Here is a 16,738-nt window from a genome sequence, read left to right on the forward strand (position 1 = left end):
AAGACGGAGACGCCTCGTCACACGCCGCAGGCAGACAGCCGTACTCCGGATTCTGCGGACACACCTGAATGATTCATTCAAACAACCTATATTATCAACTAAACAGTAAATACAATTTATCATGAACATCAAAAAGCTTGTATCTGCTTTTGCATTGGCTGCGACAATGTTGTCTGCCGGCACTACCGCAGAAGCACAGACACCGAGACCGGAGTACCCGCGCCCGCAGTTCGAGCGCAGCACATGGATCAACCTGAACGGAACATGGACCTACGCGTTCGACTTCGGAAGGACCGGTATGGATAAGGGATGGAACAAGACAGAGGGCTTCGACGGAAAGATAACCGTGCCGTTCTGTCCGGAAAGCTCGCTCTCGGGAGTGCAACACACCGACTTCATCAACTCAATGTGGTATCATCGCAAAATCAGCATACCGGCAGACTGGGACGGAAAGAAAATACTCCTCAACTTCGGAGCAGTGGACTATGAGGCGCACGTATTCATCGACGGAACTGTCATCGGACGCCACTACGGCGCCGGATCGTCGTTCTCCATGGACATAACAAAATATGTGAAGGCTGGTCATCAGCACAACCTCGTACTGATGGTGAACGACGATCTGCGCGGACGCAAGCAGCTCGGAGGAAAGCAGAGCCTCGGTTTCTACTCGGGCGGATGCAACTACACTCGCGTGACGGGCATCTGGCAGACTGTCTGGATGGAGGCTGTGGCAAAGGAAGGACTGAAGTCTGTATTCGCCACTCCGGACATCGACCAGAAGCAACTCGTCATCTATCCGCAGTTCTATAATGAGAGCAACACCAACAAACTGGTTGTCACAATGTACGACGGAAAGAAGGCTGTGGCATCAAAGACAGTCAACTGCACCAACAACTCGGTCATCGTGCTGCCTGTGAAGAACATGAAGCTGTGGAGCCCGGAGTCTCCTTTCCTCTACGACATCACATACAAGGTGGTGAAGGACGGCAAGACGATAGACGAGGTGAAGTCGTATGCCGGCATGAGAAAGGTGCACACGGCTAACGGATACTTCTATCTGAACAACAAGCCTTACTTCCAGCGTCTCGTGCTCGACCAGGGTTATTATCCTGACGGAATATGGACAGCACCATCGGACGAGGCTCTCAAGAAGGACATCCAGCTTGGAAAAGAAGCCGGTTTCAACGGCGCGCGCCTGCACCAGAAGAGCTTCGAGGAGCGTTATTACTACTGGGCTGACAAGCTGGGATACCTTACATGGGGCGAATCGGCAAGCTGGGGACTCGACGTGAACAACGAACTGGCAGCGCGCAACTTCCTCTCTGAATGGACAGAGCTCGTGGAGCGCGACCGCAACCACCCGTCTCTCGTCACATGGACTCCGCTCAACGAGACATGGGACGCCAACAACTCGGGCGTATACACACACTTCGTTGAGAACATATACAACATCACAAAGGCTATGGACAGCACACGTCCGGTGAACGACGCCAGCGGTGACTGCCACGTGAAGACCGACATCTGGAGCGTGCACAACTACGAGCGCGACCCGCAGAAACTCAGAGAGGCATTCACATTCGAGCACGGCAAGGAGCCTTACCGCAACACTTGGGGCGGCAAAGAGTGGCTCGCACACTACGACGGACAGCCCTACATGGTCGATGAATTCGGCGGTCTCGCATGGATACGCGAGTCTGAGCGCAAGGGCAACTCATGGGGTTACGGCTCTGAGATAAAGTCGATGGAGGATTTCTACAAGATTCTTCAGGACGAGGTGGACGCTCTGAAAGACAGCAAGCATGTGGTGGGCTTCTGCTACACCCAGCTCACCGACGTGGAGCAGGAGCAGAACGGAATCTACTATTACGACCGTACGCCGAAGTTCGACATGAAGCGCATCAAGGCGATATTCGAAAGAATACCTTCCATAATAGAGAATCCGCAGGATCTGAGCTATTGATATAGCATCACCATAAAGAAAAACCGGAGTCGCCCGACGCGCTCCGGTTTTTTGTGTCTGTATATGTTCGGGGTTGGAACTCGTTCTGTGCCGGAAGTCCTAACATGCGTTTTTCCGCCATTTCATCGGCATTTTCACGCAACGGCTCACATGCTGCCGACACGTCAGACAATCGGCAGCGACGTGCCGTTTATCTTCTGATAGATGTCGAGAGCGAACACGTCGGTCATCCCGCTGACGAAATCTATCACCGCCATGACACGTGTCTCAAGGTCGTCGCTGTTGATGTCGTACTGGCTGCTGAACCGTTTGCGCAGCTGACCGGAATGGAACTTCTCCGGACTGAGAGCCGCCTCGATGAGCGTTTCCATCAATGTCTCTATTATCCTGTAGCCGCTCAGCTCCACGTCAAGCACCGGTTTGCTGTTGTAAATCCTGTCGCTGCTCAGTCGGGCACAGGATCTGTAAGCGTCGCGCACAAGCGGATCGGTATGGTCGATAAGGCTTCCTTTTAGCGTACCCGACATTATCTCGTCCTCGTGCTCCACAAAAGCGCGGGTGCACTCTGCCACAAGTTTCCCTATCACACGGGCACGCATATACACCACTTTCTCGTTATCGTCGGTCACATCCTCGTCCACTATGCGCCTGAGAATGTATTTTCTGGTGTCCTCATCGAAGAATCCGAGCAGCAGACTCTCGGTCTCGCCGTATGTGAGAATCTTCAGTTTGTGAGCGTCCTCGATGTCCATTATCTCATAACATATGTCGTCAGCCGCCTCAACGAGGTACACCAGCGGATGGCGGGCGTACCTTATCGGCTCGCCGGGTGCCGACAGCCGTATTATGCCCAATTCATCGGCTATACGGCAATAAGCGTCTGCCTCAGAACAGAAGAAGCCGTACTTGCCGTGAGAACCGGCGCAGCTGCTCGAGAACGGATACTTCACCACACTCGCAAGAAGTGTGTATGTCATGACAAAACCGCCTATGCGGCGTCCCCGGAAACGGTGGGTGAGCAGACGGAACACGTTGGCGTTGCCCTCAAAACGTATGATGTCGTTCCACATCCCGGGACTCACAAGATCTTTCACACGCTGTCCCGCACCGTCGGTAAAGAACGCCTGGATAGCTTTCTCGCCGCTATGGCCGAACGGAGGGTTGCCCATGTCGTGGGCGAGACATGCCGTGCTGACGATGGTTCCTATCTCCTCAAACAGCGTTCCGGCAAGTGTCGGGTCGCGCCTGATTATCTCCTGCGCCACATCATTGCCCAGCGACATTCCCACACTCGCCACCTCAAGGCTGTGGGTGAGCCTGTTGTGCACGAAGATGCTGCCCGGAAGCGGAAACACCTGTGTCTTGTTCTGCATGCGGCGGAACGGTGCGGAGAATATCAGACGGTCGTAGTCGCGCTTGAACTCCGACCTGTCGTCATGCCGCCGGGCGTGCCGCTCCTCCTGCCCGAAGCGTTTGTTGGAAATCAGTTTGTGCCAGTCCATTCTCATATATAGTGCTTTTGATGTCTTTATATAGTACTTTTTACGTCTTTACGGCACAAAATTAGGCTATTTTATTTCCCCTTCCAAAAATATCATTGCTTTTTTGTCACACAGCGCGGACACGTGTGTCATCATGTGATAAAATGTCCGTCATACAGCCGTCCTGCCTGTCCGGAAGTATTATTTAATGCTAAAAATTAAGTTATGTGAATATAATTAGTTATTTTTGCAGACTAAAACAATGACAGAGATGATTAAAATCAAAGTAGTGAACAAGGGTAACCAGAAGTTGCCGGAGTACGCCACACCGCTCAGCGCAGGCATGGACCTGAGGGCAGACATCGCTGAAGACATCGTGCTGAAGCCCATGCAACGGCGCATAGTGCCCACAGGACTCCACATAGCCCTGCCTGCCGGATATGAGGCACAGGTAAGACCGCGCAGCGGACTCGCCCTGAAACACGGGATAACCGTACTCAACAGCCCCGGAACAATAGACGCCGACTACCGCGGCGAAATAGGTGTGCTGCTTGTGAATCTGTCAGACAAGGACTTTACAATCACCTCCGGAGAACGCATAGCACAGATGGTGATAGCACGCCACGAGCAGGCTGAGTTCGAGACAGTGGACGAGCTGGACGCCACCTCGCGCGGTGAAGGAGGATACGGACACACAGGAGTCAAGTAAGAAAAATGTCTAAAACACCGATAAACAAACTTCCGCTCATCATAATATCGGCAATATTGCTCGGCGCGATATTGCCCATGACGGTGCGCGGCAACAGCGACGCCGGTACGCCGGCGGCTTCAGGCGACAGTCTCTCATACAACGACAGACGCCGATACGACTACTTTTTCATCGAAGCGATACGCAAACAGAATGCCGGAGACTATGCCGCGGCGTTCGACCTGCTCAACCATTGTCTTGAGATAAAGCCCGACGCAGCCGAGGCTTACTACGCCAGAGCATCCTATTTCTCAGAGATGCAGAACGACTCTCTGGCTCTGCGCGACATAGAGAAAGCCGCAACGCTCAGTCCGGGAAACGACACCTATCAGGAACGGGTGGCACAATATTACATCGGCTCCGGCAACTACGACAAGGCAATAACGGCATATGAAAACCTGTTTGAGCACCACAAGGACCGCAGCGACGTGCTCAACATTCTTGTACAGCTGTATAATCAGAAGAAAGACTATAAGAACATGCTCGGCGCGATAGAACGCATCGAGCAGATAGAAGGAAGCAGCGACGAGCTCACTCTTGCCAAGATGAACGTCTACGAGATGAAAGGCGACACGAAAATGGCTGAAAAGACGCTCAGATCTCTGACCGAGACGCACCCCAACGACGCCATATACAAGGTGATGTACGGCAACTGGCTGCTGCAGAAAGGCAAGAAGGAGGAAGCCTACGGCATGCTGTCCGCAGCACTGAAAGACGATCCTGACAACGAGGCGGCGCAGAGCTCGATGTACGACTACTACCGTTCCGCCGGACAGGACTCGCTCGCCATAATAGCGCGCGACGGCATTCTTATGAACAGAAAGACCTCTTCCACGACCAAGATATCGATGCTCAACCAGCTGATAAAGGAGAGCGAGAGCTCCGGAGGAGACAGCACAGCCATACTTGCACTGCTCGACAAGGTGATAACATCAGACAAGCCCGACGCCGACATAGCCTCACTCAAAGCGGCATACATGGAGCTAAAGAAGATGCCGGAGGACTCGGTGAACAACGCTTTCAGGTATGTGCTAAGCATAGCACCCGAAAACACATACGCCACAAAGAAGCTCATAGAGTCTTACTGGAACAGACAGAGGTGGGACGACATAGTGAGTCTGTGCTCGCAGTCGGTTCTATACAACCCTGAGGACATGACTCTCTATTACTTCATGGGGCTCGCCTACTTCCAGAAAGACGACGATGACAACGCCCTCGACGCGCTTAAAAGAGGCGTGAGCGAGATAAACGACGAAAGCGACCCTGCCATTGTGTCAGACTTCTACGCCATTATGGGCGACATACTATATAAGAAAGGAAAGCCGGAAGAGGCTTTCGCAGCCTACGACAGCTGCCTTCACTGGAAGGAGGACAACATCTCCTGCCTCAACAACTACGCCTACTACCTCAGCGAACTCAACCGCGATCTCGACAAAGCTGAGCAGATGAGCTACAAGACAGTGAACGCCGAGCCGAACAACGCCACCTATCTCGACACCTACGCATGGATTCTTTTCATGAAAGGACAGTACAGTCAGGCAAAGAGTTTCATTGACCAGGCACTGGAGGCGGAGTCTGACAGCACCCTCGGAGCAGTCGTCATAGAGCATGCCGGAGACATCTACGCGATGAACGGGGACATCACCAAAGCCGTGGAATTCTGGGAAAAGGCTCTCAAACTGGGCGGAGAGAAGGCCATACTCAACAAGAAGATAAAGCAAAGAAAATACATAAAGAAGAGGTGACCGGTGCACGGCATGCCGCCCTACCGCGCAGAATGCCGTGCACGACAGCACGCACCGCACAACAACAAACCACTCACAATATGAAAGCATTCAGACTGATACTTCCTCTTCTGCTCCTTCTCGCGTCGTGCGCAAGCAAGAAATCCGTAGTGAAGGAGAACATGCCGGAGATCGCCGGAGCCGGAACCGAAAAGCGGCAAGCCACAGTTGTGGAAAAGCTCACATTCATGCAGAAAGTAGCCGACACCCGTGTCTACACAAAGAACATCGTGGGCGACATGACGTTCAGCGTCCGCACACAAGGCGACGACATCTCCGTGCCGGGGTCGGTGCACATGCGCGAGAACGAGATAATCAGACTACAGATATTCATACCGTTGCTCGGCAGCGAGATAGGACGCATAGAATTCACTCCCGACCACGTGCTCATAATGGACCGCATGCACAAGGAGTACATACAGGCAGGCTACGACCAGGTGTCGTTCCTCAAAAACAACGGCATCAACTTCTACACTCTTCAGGCACTGTTCTGGAACAGTCTGTTCCTGCCGGGGCAGGAGAAGGTGAGCGAGTCGGCACTGCGCAGCTTCGAGGTGGACACCGACACCGCAGGAGAGACGCTGCCCATAACATTCACCAACGGCGACATGACCTTCACATGGCATGCCGGCAAGAGCGACGGACTGATAACCGAAGCCGACGTCAACTACCGCAGCGCGGCGCACGGGACATCATCGCTCAACTGGAAATATGCCGACTTCAGGAGCGTGGGAGTGAAACTCTTCCCCGCACAGCAGACATTCACGTTCACCACAACAGCCACCGGACGCCGCCGGCAAGTCACCGTGACCATCGGGATGAACGAGGTGAAGAACGACTCAAAGTGGGATACGGAGACAAAAATATCGTCCAAATACAAGAAAGTGGACACCGACGAAATAATAAAAAAACTATTGAGCCTTTAAATGAAACGACTTTTCTCCATCATTCTCGTCATAGTGCTGGCGTCAACAATGTCGGCACAGACCAAGCGCACCACCCAGACGAAGAAGACAACGACCACCGCCACAAGAAAGAAGTCGTCGTCCAGGGCGTCGTCACGGAGCAAGAAGAAAACCACGGCAGCCAAGAAGACCGCGCAATACAGCAACGCCTCGATAAAGGGACTGCAGTCCAAACGCTCCAAACTGCAGAAAGACATCAGGCAACAGGAGAAAGCCCTGCGCAACAACAAGGCGGATGTGCAGAAGCGTCTGAAGAACCTGATGACCATAAACAGCGAGATTGACAAACACGAGAAGAACATACGGCAGATTGAAAGCGAGATAAAGACGCTCGACAACAATATCAGAATACTCAACGCACAGCTCAAGACGCTCGAAAGCCAACTCAAGGAGCGCAAGGCAAAATACATCAAGTCCATGCGCTACATCACACGCCGGCACACCGTGCAGGACCGTCTGATGTTCATATTCTCGGCAGAAAGCTTCACACAGATGTACCGCCGCCTGCGCTTCATACGCGAATATGCCGAATATCAGAAGGCACAGGGCGAGATGGTGAAGGCAAAACAGGAGCAGGTGAGAGAGAAGCAGACACAGCTGCAACAGGCGAAGAACCAGAAGAACAGCCTCCTTGGAAAGGGACGGAGAGAGCGCGAGGCACTCGAAGGACAGAAGGAAGAGCAGCAGAACATAGTGAAAACGCTACAGAAACAGCAGCGCACCATACAGCAGCTCATAGACAAGCAGCGCAAGGAGGACGCTGCGCTGAACGCCCAGATAGACCGTCTCATAGCCGAGGAGGTGGCAAAAGCCAAGGCGCGCGCCGAGGCTGAGGCAAGGCGAAAGGCTGAGGAGGCGGCGAGAAAGAAGCGGGCTGAGGAACTGGCACGCAAAAAGGCGGCAGCCGAAGCGGAGGCAAGGGCTAACGCCAAACGCATTGAAGAGGCGCGCAAACGTGAGGAGAAGATGAAGGCAGCGGCGGAGAAAGCCGCCAGACGCGACAACGAGCGGGCACGGGAGAAAGCCCTTCAGAAAGCGCGCGAGGCGACGGCGGAGCGTGAGGCAGCCGAGCGCAAGGCGGAAGCCGACAAACGCCGCAACCGCGAGGAAATGGAACGCGAGAGGCGACGCGCCACAGCCGACGCCACGATAAGCAGTGTGGACAGGAAGCTGAGCGGCAGTTTCGAAGCCAACCGCGGGCGCCTTCCGATGCCGATAACCGGCACCTACCGCATAGTGAGCCACTTCGGACAGAACAATGTGGAGGGACTGAAGGGCGTGACCATCGACAACAAGGGCATCAACATCCTCGGAAGCCCGGGCTGCAAGGCACGAGCCATATTCAACGGAGAGGTGAGCGCGGTGTTCGGATTCGGAGGCTCGATGGTCGTTATGGTGCGCCACGGCATATACATCTCCGTATACTGCAACCTCAGTTCGGTCAGCGTGCACCGCGGACAGAGCGTATCGACAGGACAGCAGCTCGGCACCGTGGCACGCGACAACATCCTCCAGTTCCAGCTGCGCCGCAATCTCGAGAAGCTGAACCCTGAGTCGTGGCTCAGATAATGGCAGGAACAGAGTGGCAGGACAGCACGGAGTGTTCTTACGGCAAGAGCCAAATATTACGTGATACATTCATAGACACAAGAATCCCCACACCATGCGGTATGGGGATTTTTTCATACTTATATACCTGACGGCACAGTTACGTCAGACGTCAGAAGCCCTGAGGTCGAGCCCGTCGAGCATTCTGACATACGTGTCTATGGCTTCCTCTATCTCACTCAGGCATATATACTCATCCGCGGAGTGCGATCTTGCCGAGTCACCCGGTCCGATCTTCAGCGAGTCGAAGGGCATGAGAGCCTGGTCGCTGAGCGTAGGCGAGCCGAAAGGCGTCAAGCCCAGCTCCACGCAACGGCGCACGAGAGGATGGCTCTCGCTGATACCGGAGGAATGGAGACGGAACGACCGCGCCGTCACATCGCTCTTCAGATGGCTGCGCACAATGTCGTACACCTCCTCGTTGGTGTAAAGCTCGTTGGTGCGCACGTCCACAACCATAGTGCAACGGTCGGGAACGACATTGTGCTGCGTGCCCGCGTTTATCACCGTGACGTTCATCTGCGTAGGTCCGAGAAAGCGGCTCACCTTCTCAAACCTGTATCCGCGCATCCAGCACAGGTCGTCCAGAGCCTCGTATATGGCGTTCACACCCTCACCGCGTGCGGCATGTCCCGACTTGCCACGTGCCGTGACGTCGAGCACCATCAGCCCTTTCTCAGCCACGGCGGGCTGCATCCGCGTAGGCTCTCCCACTATCGCCACATCTATCCGGGGCAGCATAGGCAGCACCATGGATATGCCCGAGGCGCCGGACACCTCTTCCTCCGCCGACGCCAGATACACCATGTTATAGCTTCTGTGCCTTCCCGCCATGATGCGGAACACCTGCAAAAGCGTCACCAGTCCGCCTCCGCAGTCGTTGCTGCCCAGTCCGTAGAGTCTGTCGCCCTCCACCTGCGGGTCGAACGGGTTGCGCGTCCACGAGTCCACCGGCTTCACCGTGTCGATGTGTGCATTGAGCAGCAGTGTTGGTCTGCCGTCATCAAACGCCTCATCGGTCACCCACACGTTGTTGCCCTCGCGCCGGCATGCCATGCCCCACTCTTTCAGCGCGTCCTCCATCACGTCCGCCGCCCTGTCCTCCGAGCGGCTCAGCGACGGCACTTCAATCAGTCTTTTGAGCAATCCGACAGCATCACCGGAATAATCAGTATAGTTCATAATTATAAAAATAAGTCGCAGCCGTCGCGGCATAATGTAAGTCAGCATACGGCAGACTGCGATGTGATATATAAAAGAGTCATGCAAACGAGAGGAAAGAGAGCTTGTCCCGATTTCCCTGAGTGCAGTTTATCCTGTGCACAAAGATAACGCAAGGCGAGTGCAGAAGCAAGTTGGGAAAACGGAGTTTTAACAGACTTGATACTGCCGAGCCGAAGCTTATCTTATACAAAGATAAGACAAAATGATGGAATAATGAAATGACGGGGCGGATATTGCCGTGTATTCGACGGGAGACGCAATATTTTGCATACATATAAGGCTTGCGCCATATTCCCTAAAACGGTATGCAGGATCCGTCTTACCGCCTTTGCGTGATGCGAAATGCTGAAAGCGTATATTTCATAGGATAACGTATAAATATTCATTCTCATAATACCGTTTATGCATATTTATGTTGCCTGAACTCGCTGAGAATCGTCCGGAGACAAGGCGGAGCACCTTTCGTGTGAAATACGCGGATTTTCGGCACTTTGTATAATACATTGACTAACAGTCATATAGGCTTTCCCGTGACACATTATGACTTTTACGGCTATGCGGAACGGGCTTTCCTGCCTTCCCGAAAAGGCTTTTCCGTAAGGCGGAACGCCCTTTTCCGACATATGATAAGGCATGTATGGTGAGACGGAACAGCCTTTTTCGTAATGTACATTATGCGTAACCACGTTACAGATGTATATATATGATGTTTTTATACGCATTCATCAGGACTCCCGATTCCATTTTACAAAAATCAGTTGTCAATATTTTTTACTGCCGGAATTGTATTTTTATGCAACGGATTATAATGTAATGAGACTGCGCCTTTTGCTTTGTATCGCAATGGCGCAAGCCCTGTATGGTTGTAAAATCTTGCGTCCCACGTCGAATACATGGCATTATCCGCACCGTCATTTCATTATTTCATCACCTTTCATTACTTTTGTACCCAAACACAAAAAACTATCCTATATGAAAATAATAACCTCCATCTACCACGCCCCGTGCTCAACCATAATGCTGGGCTCGTATGACGGGCGGCTGTGCCTGTGCGACTGGACGGGCGGCTGGCACAGCGACTCCAACTACCGCCGCCTCTTCCACATGCTCGGCACAACGTTCGAGGAAGGCGCGTGCGACGTGAACAGTAAGGCGGCGGCGCAACTCGACGAGTATTTCGGGGGCGTGCGGCGGCAGTTCGACCTCCCGCTGCTTCTCTGCGGCACACCGTTCCAGAAAGAGGTGTGGACAGCCCTGCGGCATGTAGGCTACGGTTCCACCATGAGCTACGCACGTCTGGCTGCCACGATAGACCGTAGCAAGGCGGTAAGGGCGGTGGCTAACGCTGTCGGGGCAAACCCCATGTCTGTCATCATACCGTGCCACCGCATCACCGGAAGCGACAACAGTCTTACGGGATATGGCGGCGGACTCGACGTGAAGCGTTACCTGCTCGCGCTCGAGCAGGGCTGCCGTGCGGAGCCGTTCTGACAATGGCGGAGCGCGCAAAACACCGGCAAGCGACGCCATTGCACCCCACAGCCGGCGCCAATGTCAGCCGGCGGTAAGGCAGAAGCCAGAAAACACACGCGGCGGAAGCCCGAAAGTAGGTTATTTTAAGATTAAAAATTTCTCCCGACAAGTTTTTTTTACTAAATTTGCATGTTATATTTTTTCATGCAAGAAAATGACTGATACACAAAACAACGCAAGCAATTACTCCGCCAGTAACATTCAAGTGCTCGAAGGACTTGAAGCCGTGCGCAAGCGACCGGCGATGTATATCGGCGACATAAGCGAGAAAGGATTGCACCATCTGGTGAATGAGACCGTGGACAACTCCATCGACGAGGCGATGGCAGGATATTGCACCGACATAGAAGTGACCATCAATGAAGACGAATCCATAACCGTCCAGGACAACGGACGTGGCATCCCGGTGGACGAACACAAGAAACTCCACAAGTCGGCACTTGAAGTCGTGATGACAGTATTGCACGCAGGAGGAAAGTTCGACAAAGGTTCATACAAGGTGAGCGGCGGTCTTCACGGTGTGGGTGTGAGCTGCGTGAACGCCCTATCGTCACATATGAAGTCGCAGGTGTTCCGCGACGGCAAGATATATCAGCAGGAATATGAGAAGGGAAAGCCACTCTATCCGGTAAAGGTTGTCGGCGAGACCACCCTGAGAGGCACACGCCAGCAGTTCTGGCCCGACCCCACCATCTTCACCACCACACACTACCAGTGGGACATCGTGGCACGGCGCATGCGCGAGCTCGCCTACCTGAACGCCGGCATACGCATAACGCTGCGCGACCTGCGCCCGGATGAGGACGGCAAAACGCGCGAGGAAGTGTTCCATGCCAAGGACGGACTGAAGGAGTTCGTGCGTTATGTCGACCGTCACCGCACTCCGCTGTTCGACGACGTGATATATCTGAAGACAGAGAAACAGGGCGTTCCCATCGAGGTAGCCGTGATGTACAACACCGACTACAGCGAGAACATCCACTCCTACGTCAACAACATCAACACTATAGAGGGAGGAACGCACCTCACAGGATTCCGCGCCGCGCTCACACGTACGCTGAAAAGCTATGCCGACGCCGACCCCGTAATATCAAAGAACATCGAGAAAGCGAAGATAGAAATAGCCGGAGAGGACTTCCGCGAGGGTCTCACGGCTGTCATATCAATAAAGGTGGCAGAGCCGCAGTTTGAGGGACAGACCAAGACAAAGCTCGGAAACAGCGAGGTGGCAGGTGCTGTCCAGCAGGCGGTAGGTGAGGCTCTGACCGACTATCTGGAGGAACATCCGAAGGAAGCGAAGCTCATCTGCGACAAGGTGATACTCGCCGCTACCGCACGAATAGCAGCACGCAAGGCACGGGAGAGCATACAGCGCAAGAACCCCATGACCGGAGGAGGACTCCCCGGCAAGCTTGCCGACTGCTCGAACAAAGACCCGAAGGAGTGCGAGATATTCCTCGTGGAGGGCGACTCCGCCGGTGGCTCCGCCAAACAGGGACGCGACCGCTACACACAAGCCATACTGCCGCTGCGCGGAAAGATTCTGAATGTGGAGAAGGTGATGTGGCACAAGGTGTTTGAAAGCGAGTCGGTGATGAACATCATTCAGAGCATCGGCGTGCGTTTCGGCGTTGACGGCGAGGACGACAAGGAAGCCAACATCGACAAACTGCGCTATGACAAGATAATAATCATGACCGATGCCGACGTCGACGGTTCTCACATCGACACGCTCATCATGACTCTGTTCTACCGATTCATGCCTAAGATAATACAGGAGGGGCATCTCTACATCGCCACTCCGCCGCTCTATCTCTGCACATATAAGAATAAGGTGAAGGAATATTGCTACACCGAGCAGCAGAGACAGGCGTTCATAGACCGCTACGCGGAAGGAAAGGAGGACAACAAGAGCCTGCACACGCAACGCTACAAAGGTCTTGGCGAGATGAATCCGGAGCAACTCTGGGAGACCACAATGGACCCCAAGCGGCGTCTGCTCAAACAGGTGACCATAGAGAACGCCGCCGAGGCTGACGAGATATTCTCAATGCTGATGGGCGACGACGTGGAACCGCGCCGCCAGTTCATAGAGAAGAACGCCACCTACGCAAACATCGACGCATGAGAAAACGACATGACATACCACTCTCAAGGCTGTGCCGCAACACCACGTCACAGCCTTGAACATTATGACAGCAGCCGTCTCATGACATCATCAGGACAATATGCACGGGCGCGGAAAGACGAACGGAAAACACATCTTTATAATAATACGGCTCCATTTAAGTGAAAAAAGCCCGGAATGGACAATATTCACCTGAATCGTGAACAATCTTACCCGACGCATCCACGCTCTTTGCATAAATTTGCCGCATAAGAACAACCAAGGAAACACAAATGACCTGAACAACGGACAAACGTAGAATCCTTATATGTTCCATGTAAATGCGCATTACACAACAACCAAATAAACAAACAATCAAACCGGATAATGTAATGAAAAAAACACGAAAATTACTCATGACTCTGCTGTCAGCCATGCCGATAGCAGCGATGTACGGTGCAGACGTACGTTTCATCAACAACACAGACGGTGTCACCGCCGCACGCTTAAGCAACGTAGTGAAGATTGTCCTCAACCAGAGCGCAGCCGAAGTGACGGCATCCGACGGCAAGACAACCCGTGTGGAAAACTCCGCATTCAACTGTTTCACAATAAACAAGAATGCAGGCACCACATCTATCGACACGGCTCACGGTGACGGAATGACACTCTCCATAAACGGGAACATCCTTACCGCCACATCAGCGCAGGGCGTGGACCGCATGGAGCTCATCACTCCTGACGGACGGACAGTGGCTGCATACAGCGGCAGAAGCAGGCAGGCGGCGATTGACGTAGGCAGCTGCCGCGCAGGCATATATATTGTAAAGGCAAGCTCAGGCAAACATACAACAACAAAAAAGATAATTATAAAATAACCGGAAATGAAAACCACACAATCTATCAAGGCGGTCATCATGACTGTCATGGCATCGGTTGCCATGTCCGCAGCAGCGCAGACAGACAAACAGGAAAGCATTATTCTCTATAGTTACGGACAAGTTGTATTCTCCGACCTGTCTGAAAACATAGACAGTGTCGCCCTCGAGAACTCGAGGAAGCAGGTGAGTCTGTACGACAAACAGAAAAACAAGGTGTTCAGCATAGGAGCCAACTTGCTCGACAGCATAAAATTCCACAGCGCGCCGAAAGCCGACATGTTCGACGTGGAATTCAGAAACGACGGCTCGGCTGCCGACATCTCACCGATGAAGAACGCCATACAGGCAGGCAGTCAGGCACCGGAGACATACTATGACGCGGCTTTAGGGCGCTTTGTGGGCAGGTTCTCGAATGCCTGGGGCGGCGGCAACAGCTACTGTTATTACAGGATGGACTATGGCGACAACCAGACCTTCATGGACAATCTTGCCGACGGACACACACTCGAAGCACTTGTCAGACCTGAGTATGAGGGCGGGATAAAAGACGTGGAGTGCAAGTTCTTCGCCTCACACGAGGCTGGCGGAACCGGACTGATGGTGTGCAAGAAGGACAGAGGACTCAACGGCGGCAACGAGCTGACCTTTCTTCCCAACGTGTCGGAGAACGGACGGAGCTCCTGGCAGTGGGGAGTGAGCGGCGTGACTCCCGAGAGCGGCAAGTGGTATCACGTTGTCGGAGTGTACGACAAGGCTAACGGAAAGATTCACGTATACGTAAACGGCATACTGAGAAACTCGGTTTCAGTCAGGGGTTCCTACGTATTCCAAAAGCCGGAGTACAGATGGTTCTGCATAGGAGCTGACGCCGGTCCCACCGGACAGATAGGTTGGAGAGGCGAAGTAGCCTTGGCAAGGATATACAACGCACCACTCACCGCATCGGACGTGAGCGCACTGTGGAACAACGTGAAAGACAAGGTGAGCAAGGAAAGGCACGACCTTGTGAGCGGAGTGTCCTATCTGAACGCTTTCCCCGTAAAGGGCAGCGCGCAACTGAGCATCAGCGGCAAAGGCTTCGAGCAAGGCGACAAGGTGAGAATAAGCAATGTGAGCAACGACGGAGGCATTGACGAGACCCTCACCGCCACCATCACATCCGACGGCATAAGCGTTAGACTGCCGGAAGGGATGACAGACGGACGCTACAGACTCATGCTCATACGCGGCGAAGAGATGCAGGATCTCGGGACAATCACCGTGAACGCAGTGCAGACAATGCCTCATCCGGCACATACCGTGGCTCACCGCGGATACTGGAACACTGAAGGCGCGGCGCAGAACTCGCGCACGGCACTGCGCAAGGCGATAGAAGCAGGCATGTATGGTGTTGAGACCGACATATGGCTTAACGCCGACGGAGAGCTCTTCATCAACCATGACCCGTCGTTCAACGGTGTCACCATAAAGAACGCGACATCCTATCAATGTGAGAACCTGACTCTTGGCAACGGTGAGAAGATGCCGCGTCTGAGCGATTTCTTCAACATAATGAAGGAAAAAGGAGGCAAGACAATACTCGTAATCGAAATAAAGGACCACGGCAGTGACGCTCTCAACAAGGCTGCCGCAAGCGCAGCGGTAAAGGCGGTAAGAGAATCCGGACTGCGCGACAGGTGTGAGTACATCTCCTTCAGCAGCGTGGCTTGCGAACAGGTGGTGAAGGACGACCCCGAGGCAAAGGTGGCTTACCTCAGCGGAGACAAGTCGCCTGCAGAGCTTCACGAGAAGGGCTACACCGGCATAGACTATCACCAGAATGTCATCACCTCACATCCGGAATGGGTGGAGGAGGCTCACCGCCTCGGCATGACGGTGAACGTATGGACCGTCAACGGGACGGAGGACATGATGAAGCTGTGTTCCATGGGAGTGGATCTGATAACGACAGACAATCCTGTGGCTGCTTCTCTTCTTGAGAAATATCTCGAGGACAACAAATAGACTTACATCTCCGCATGCGCACGACGGCATGCGGAGATGTTTTTCTCATGCCATCGGCTTACAGCACAAGCCATTCCGGCAGCCGGAGGATAAAAAACGGGACAAGGCACCGCTTTCTTTCCATGATTAAAACAAGCTTACTTAAGGACTTACTTTAATCTTCTTACATATTATTCAGTGCAAGAGCACACTGCCACTGACAAACCTCACATCACCCGCCACATACATAACAACCGATAAAAAAGACAATCATCGTTGCCGTTATTCGTTTTTTTATTTATCTTTGCATAAGATATGCTGCACTCGGGAAACCAATATAAAGCTCTCATTGCATCCCCTTGCGGCATCATCACAAACAGGATGAGCGGCACATGTGCAAAAGACCGGCAAGTGTCCAGACACATGTGATGACGCATCTTTAACTGAAAAGCGTGGACGTCAGG

11 protein-coding genes are annotated in these 16,738 nt (G+C 53.2%); 9 read left to right on the forward strand and 2 right to left on the reverse strand.

The annotated features are described in order from the left end of the window. The first annotated feature begins 127 nt into the window (after positions 1–127). Positions 128–1,960, forward strand: coding sequence for a glycoside hydrolase family 2 protein (locus BN4609_RS00915; RefSeq protein ID WP_068854996.1), 1,833 nt, complete (start codon positions 128–130; stop codon positions 1,958–1,960). A gap of 164 nt (positions 1,961–2,124) precedes the next feature. Here the strand turns inward: BN4609_RS00915 and dgt are convergent, their stop codons facing one another. Further along, a complete protein-coding gene (dgt, locus tag BN4609_RS00920) occupies positions 2,125–3,462 on the reverse strand; it encodes a dGTP triphosphohydrolase (RefSeq protein WP_068854997.1) in 1,338 nt (445 codons plus the stop codon). Between the two features lie 250 nt (positions 3,463–3,712). Between dgt and dut the strand changes: the two genes are divergently transcribed. From dut to BN4609_RS00940, 4 genes are all read left to right on the forward strand, one after another. Beyond that, positions 3,713–4,150: a dUTP diphosphatase gene (gene dut / locus BN4609_RS00925; protein WP_021992515.1), complete on the forward strand. Its 438-nt coding sequence runs from the start codon at positions 3,713–3,715 to the stop codon at positions 4,148–4,150. 5 nt (positions 4,151–4,155) lie between these two features. Beyond that, positions 4,156–5,934: a tetratricopeptide repeat protein gene (locus tag BN4609_RS00930; protein ID WP_068854931.1), complete on the forward strand. Its 1,779-nt coding sequence runs from the start codon at positions 4,156–4,158 to the stop codon at positions 5,932–5,934. Positions 5,935–6,014: 80 nt separating this feature from the next. Then, positions 6,015–6,899, forward strand: a complete 885-nt coding sequence (lolB1, locus tag BN4609_RS00935; RefSeq protein ID WP_068854932.1) for a lipoprotein insertase outer membrane protein LolB1 — start codon at positions 6,015–6,017, stop codon at positions 6,897–6,899. Further along, positions 6,900–8,507 (forward strand): murein hydrolase activator EnvC family protein, encoded by a 1,608-nt coding sequence (locus BN4609_RS00940; RefSeq protein WP_068854933.1) that lies wholly within the window; start codon positions 6,900–6,902, stop codon positions 8,505–8,507. It abuts the gene before it with no gap. A gap of 144 nt (positions 8,508–8,651) precedes the next feature. Here BN4609_RS00940 and BN4609_RS00945 read toward each other — a convergent pair whose 3' ends face one another. Beyond that, entirely contained in the window at positions 8,652–9,728 is a 1,077-nt protein-coding gene (locus tag BN4609_RS00945; protein ID WP_068854934.1) for a M20 family metallo-hydrolase, read from the reverse strand. Between the two features lie 1,014 nt (positions 9,729–10,742). Between BN4609_RS00945 and BN4609_RS00950 the strand changes: the two genes are divergently transcribed. From BN4609_RS00950 to BN4609_RS15490, 4 genes are all read left to right on the forward strand, one after another. Beyond that, positions 10,743–11,261: a methylated-DNA--[protein]-cysteine S-methyltransferase gene (locus BN4609_RS00950; RefSeq protein ID WP_068854935.1), complete on the forward strand. Its 519-nt coding sequence runs from the start codon at positions 10,743–10,745 to the stop codon at positions 11,259–11,261. Between the two features lie 196 nt (positions 11,262–11,457). Beyond that, on the forward strand, positions 11,458–13,431 hold the full coding sequence (gene gyrB, locus BN4609_RS00955) for a DNA topoisomerase (ATP-hydrolyzing) subunit B (RefSeq protein ID WP_068854936.1): 1,974 nt from the start codon (positions 11,458–11,460) through the stop codon (positions 13,429–13,431). A 371-nt stretch (positions 13,432–13,802) separates the two neighbouring features. Then, a complete protein-coding gene (locus tag BN4609_RS00960) occupies positions 13,803–14,288 on the forward strand; it encodes a T9SS type A sorting domain-containing protein (RefSeq protein WP_164071540.1) in 486 nt (161 codons plus the stop codon). A 6-nt stretch (positions 14,289–14,294) separates the two neighbouring features. Beyond that, the gene (locus tag BN4609_RS15490) at positions 14,295–16,295 is read left to right on the forward strand and encodes a glycerophosphodiester phosphodiesterase family protein (protein ID WP_084791303.1); all 2,001 of its coding nucleotides are present in this window, start codon (positions 14,295–14,297) and stop codon (positions 16,293–16,295) included. The last annotated feature ends 443 nt before the right edge of the window (positions 16,296–16,738 follow it).

The sequence above is a fragment of the Leyella lascolaii genome (assembly GCF_900079775.1).
Lineage (GTDB): Bacteria > Bacteroidota > Bacteroidia > Bacteroidales > Bacteroidaceae > Prevotella > Prevotella lascolaii.

Bases quoted from the DNA above. Each gene is read 5' to 3' on its own strand.
- dgt (WP_068854997.1), bottom strand. From the start codon at position 3,462: ATGGACTGGCACAAACTGATTTCCAACAAACGCTTCGGGCAGGAGGAG.
- dut (WP_021992515.1), top strand. From the start codon at position 3,713: ATGATTAAAATCAAAGTAGTGAACAAGGGTAACCAGAAGTTGCCGGAG.
- BN4609_RS00930 (WP_068854931.1), top strand. From the start codon at position 4,156: ATGTCTAAAACACCGATAAACAAACTTCCGCTCATCATAATATCGGCA.
- lolB1 (WP_068854932.1), top strand. From the start codon at position 6,015: ATGAAAGCATTCAGACTGATACTTCCTCTTCTGCTCCTTCTCGCGTCG.
- BN4609_RS00940 (WP_068854933.1), top strand. From the start codon at position 6,900: ATGAAACGACTTTTCTCCATCATTCTCGTCATAGTGCTGGCGTCAACA.
- BN4609_RS00945 (WP_068854934.1), bottom strand. From the start codon at position 9,728: ATGAACTATACTGATTATTCCGGTGATGCTGTCGGATTGCTCAAAAGA.
- BN4609_RS00950 (WP_068854935.1), top strand. From the start codon at position 10,743: ATGAAAATAATAACCTCCATCTACCACGCCCCGTGCTCAACCATAATG.
- gyrB (WP_068854936.1), top strand. From the start codon at position 11,458: ATGACTGATACACAAAACAACGCAAGCAATTACTCCGCCAGTAACATT.
- BN4609_RS00960 (WP_164071540.1), top strand. From the start codon at position 13,803: ATGAAAAAAACACGAAAATTACTCATGACTCTGCTGTCAGCCATGCCG.
- BN4609_RS15490 (WP_084791303.1), top strand. From the start codon at position 14,295: ATGAAAACCACACAATCTATCAAGGCGGTCATCATGACTGTCATGGCA.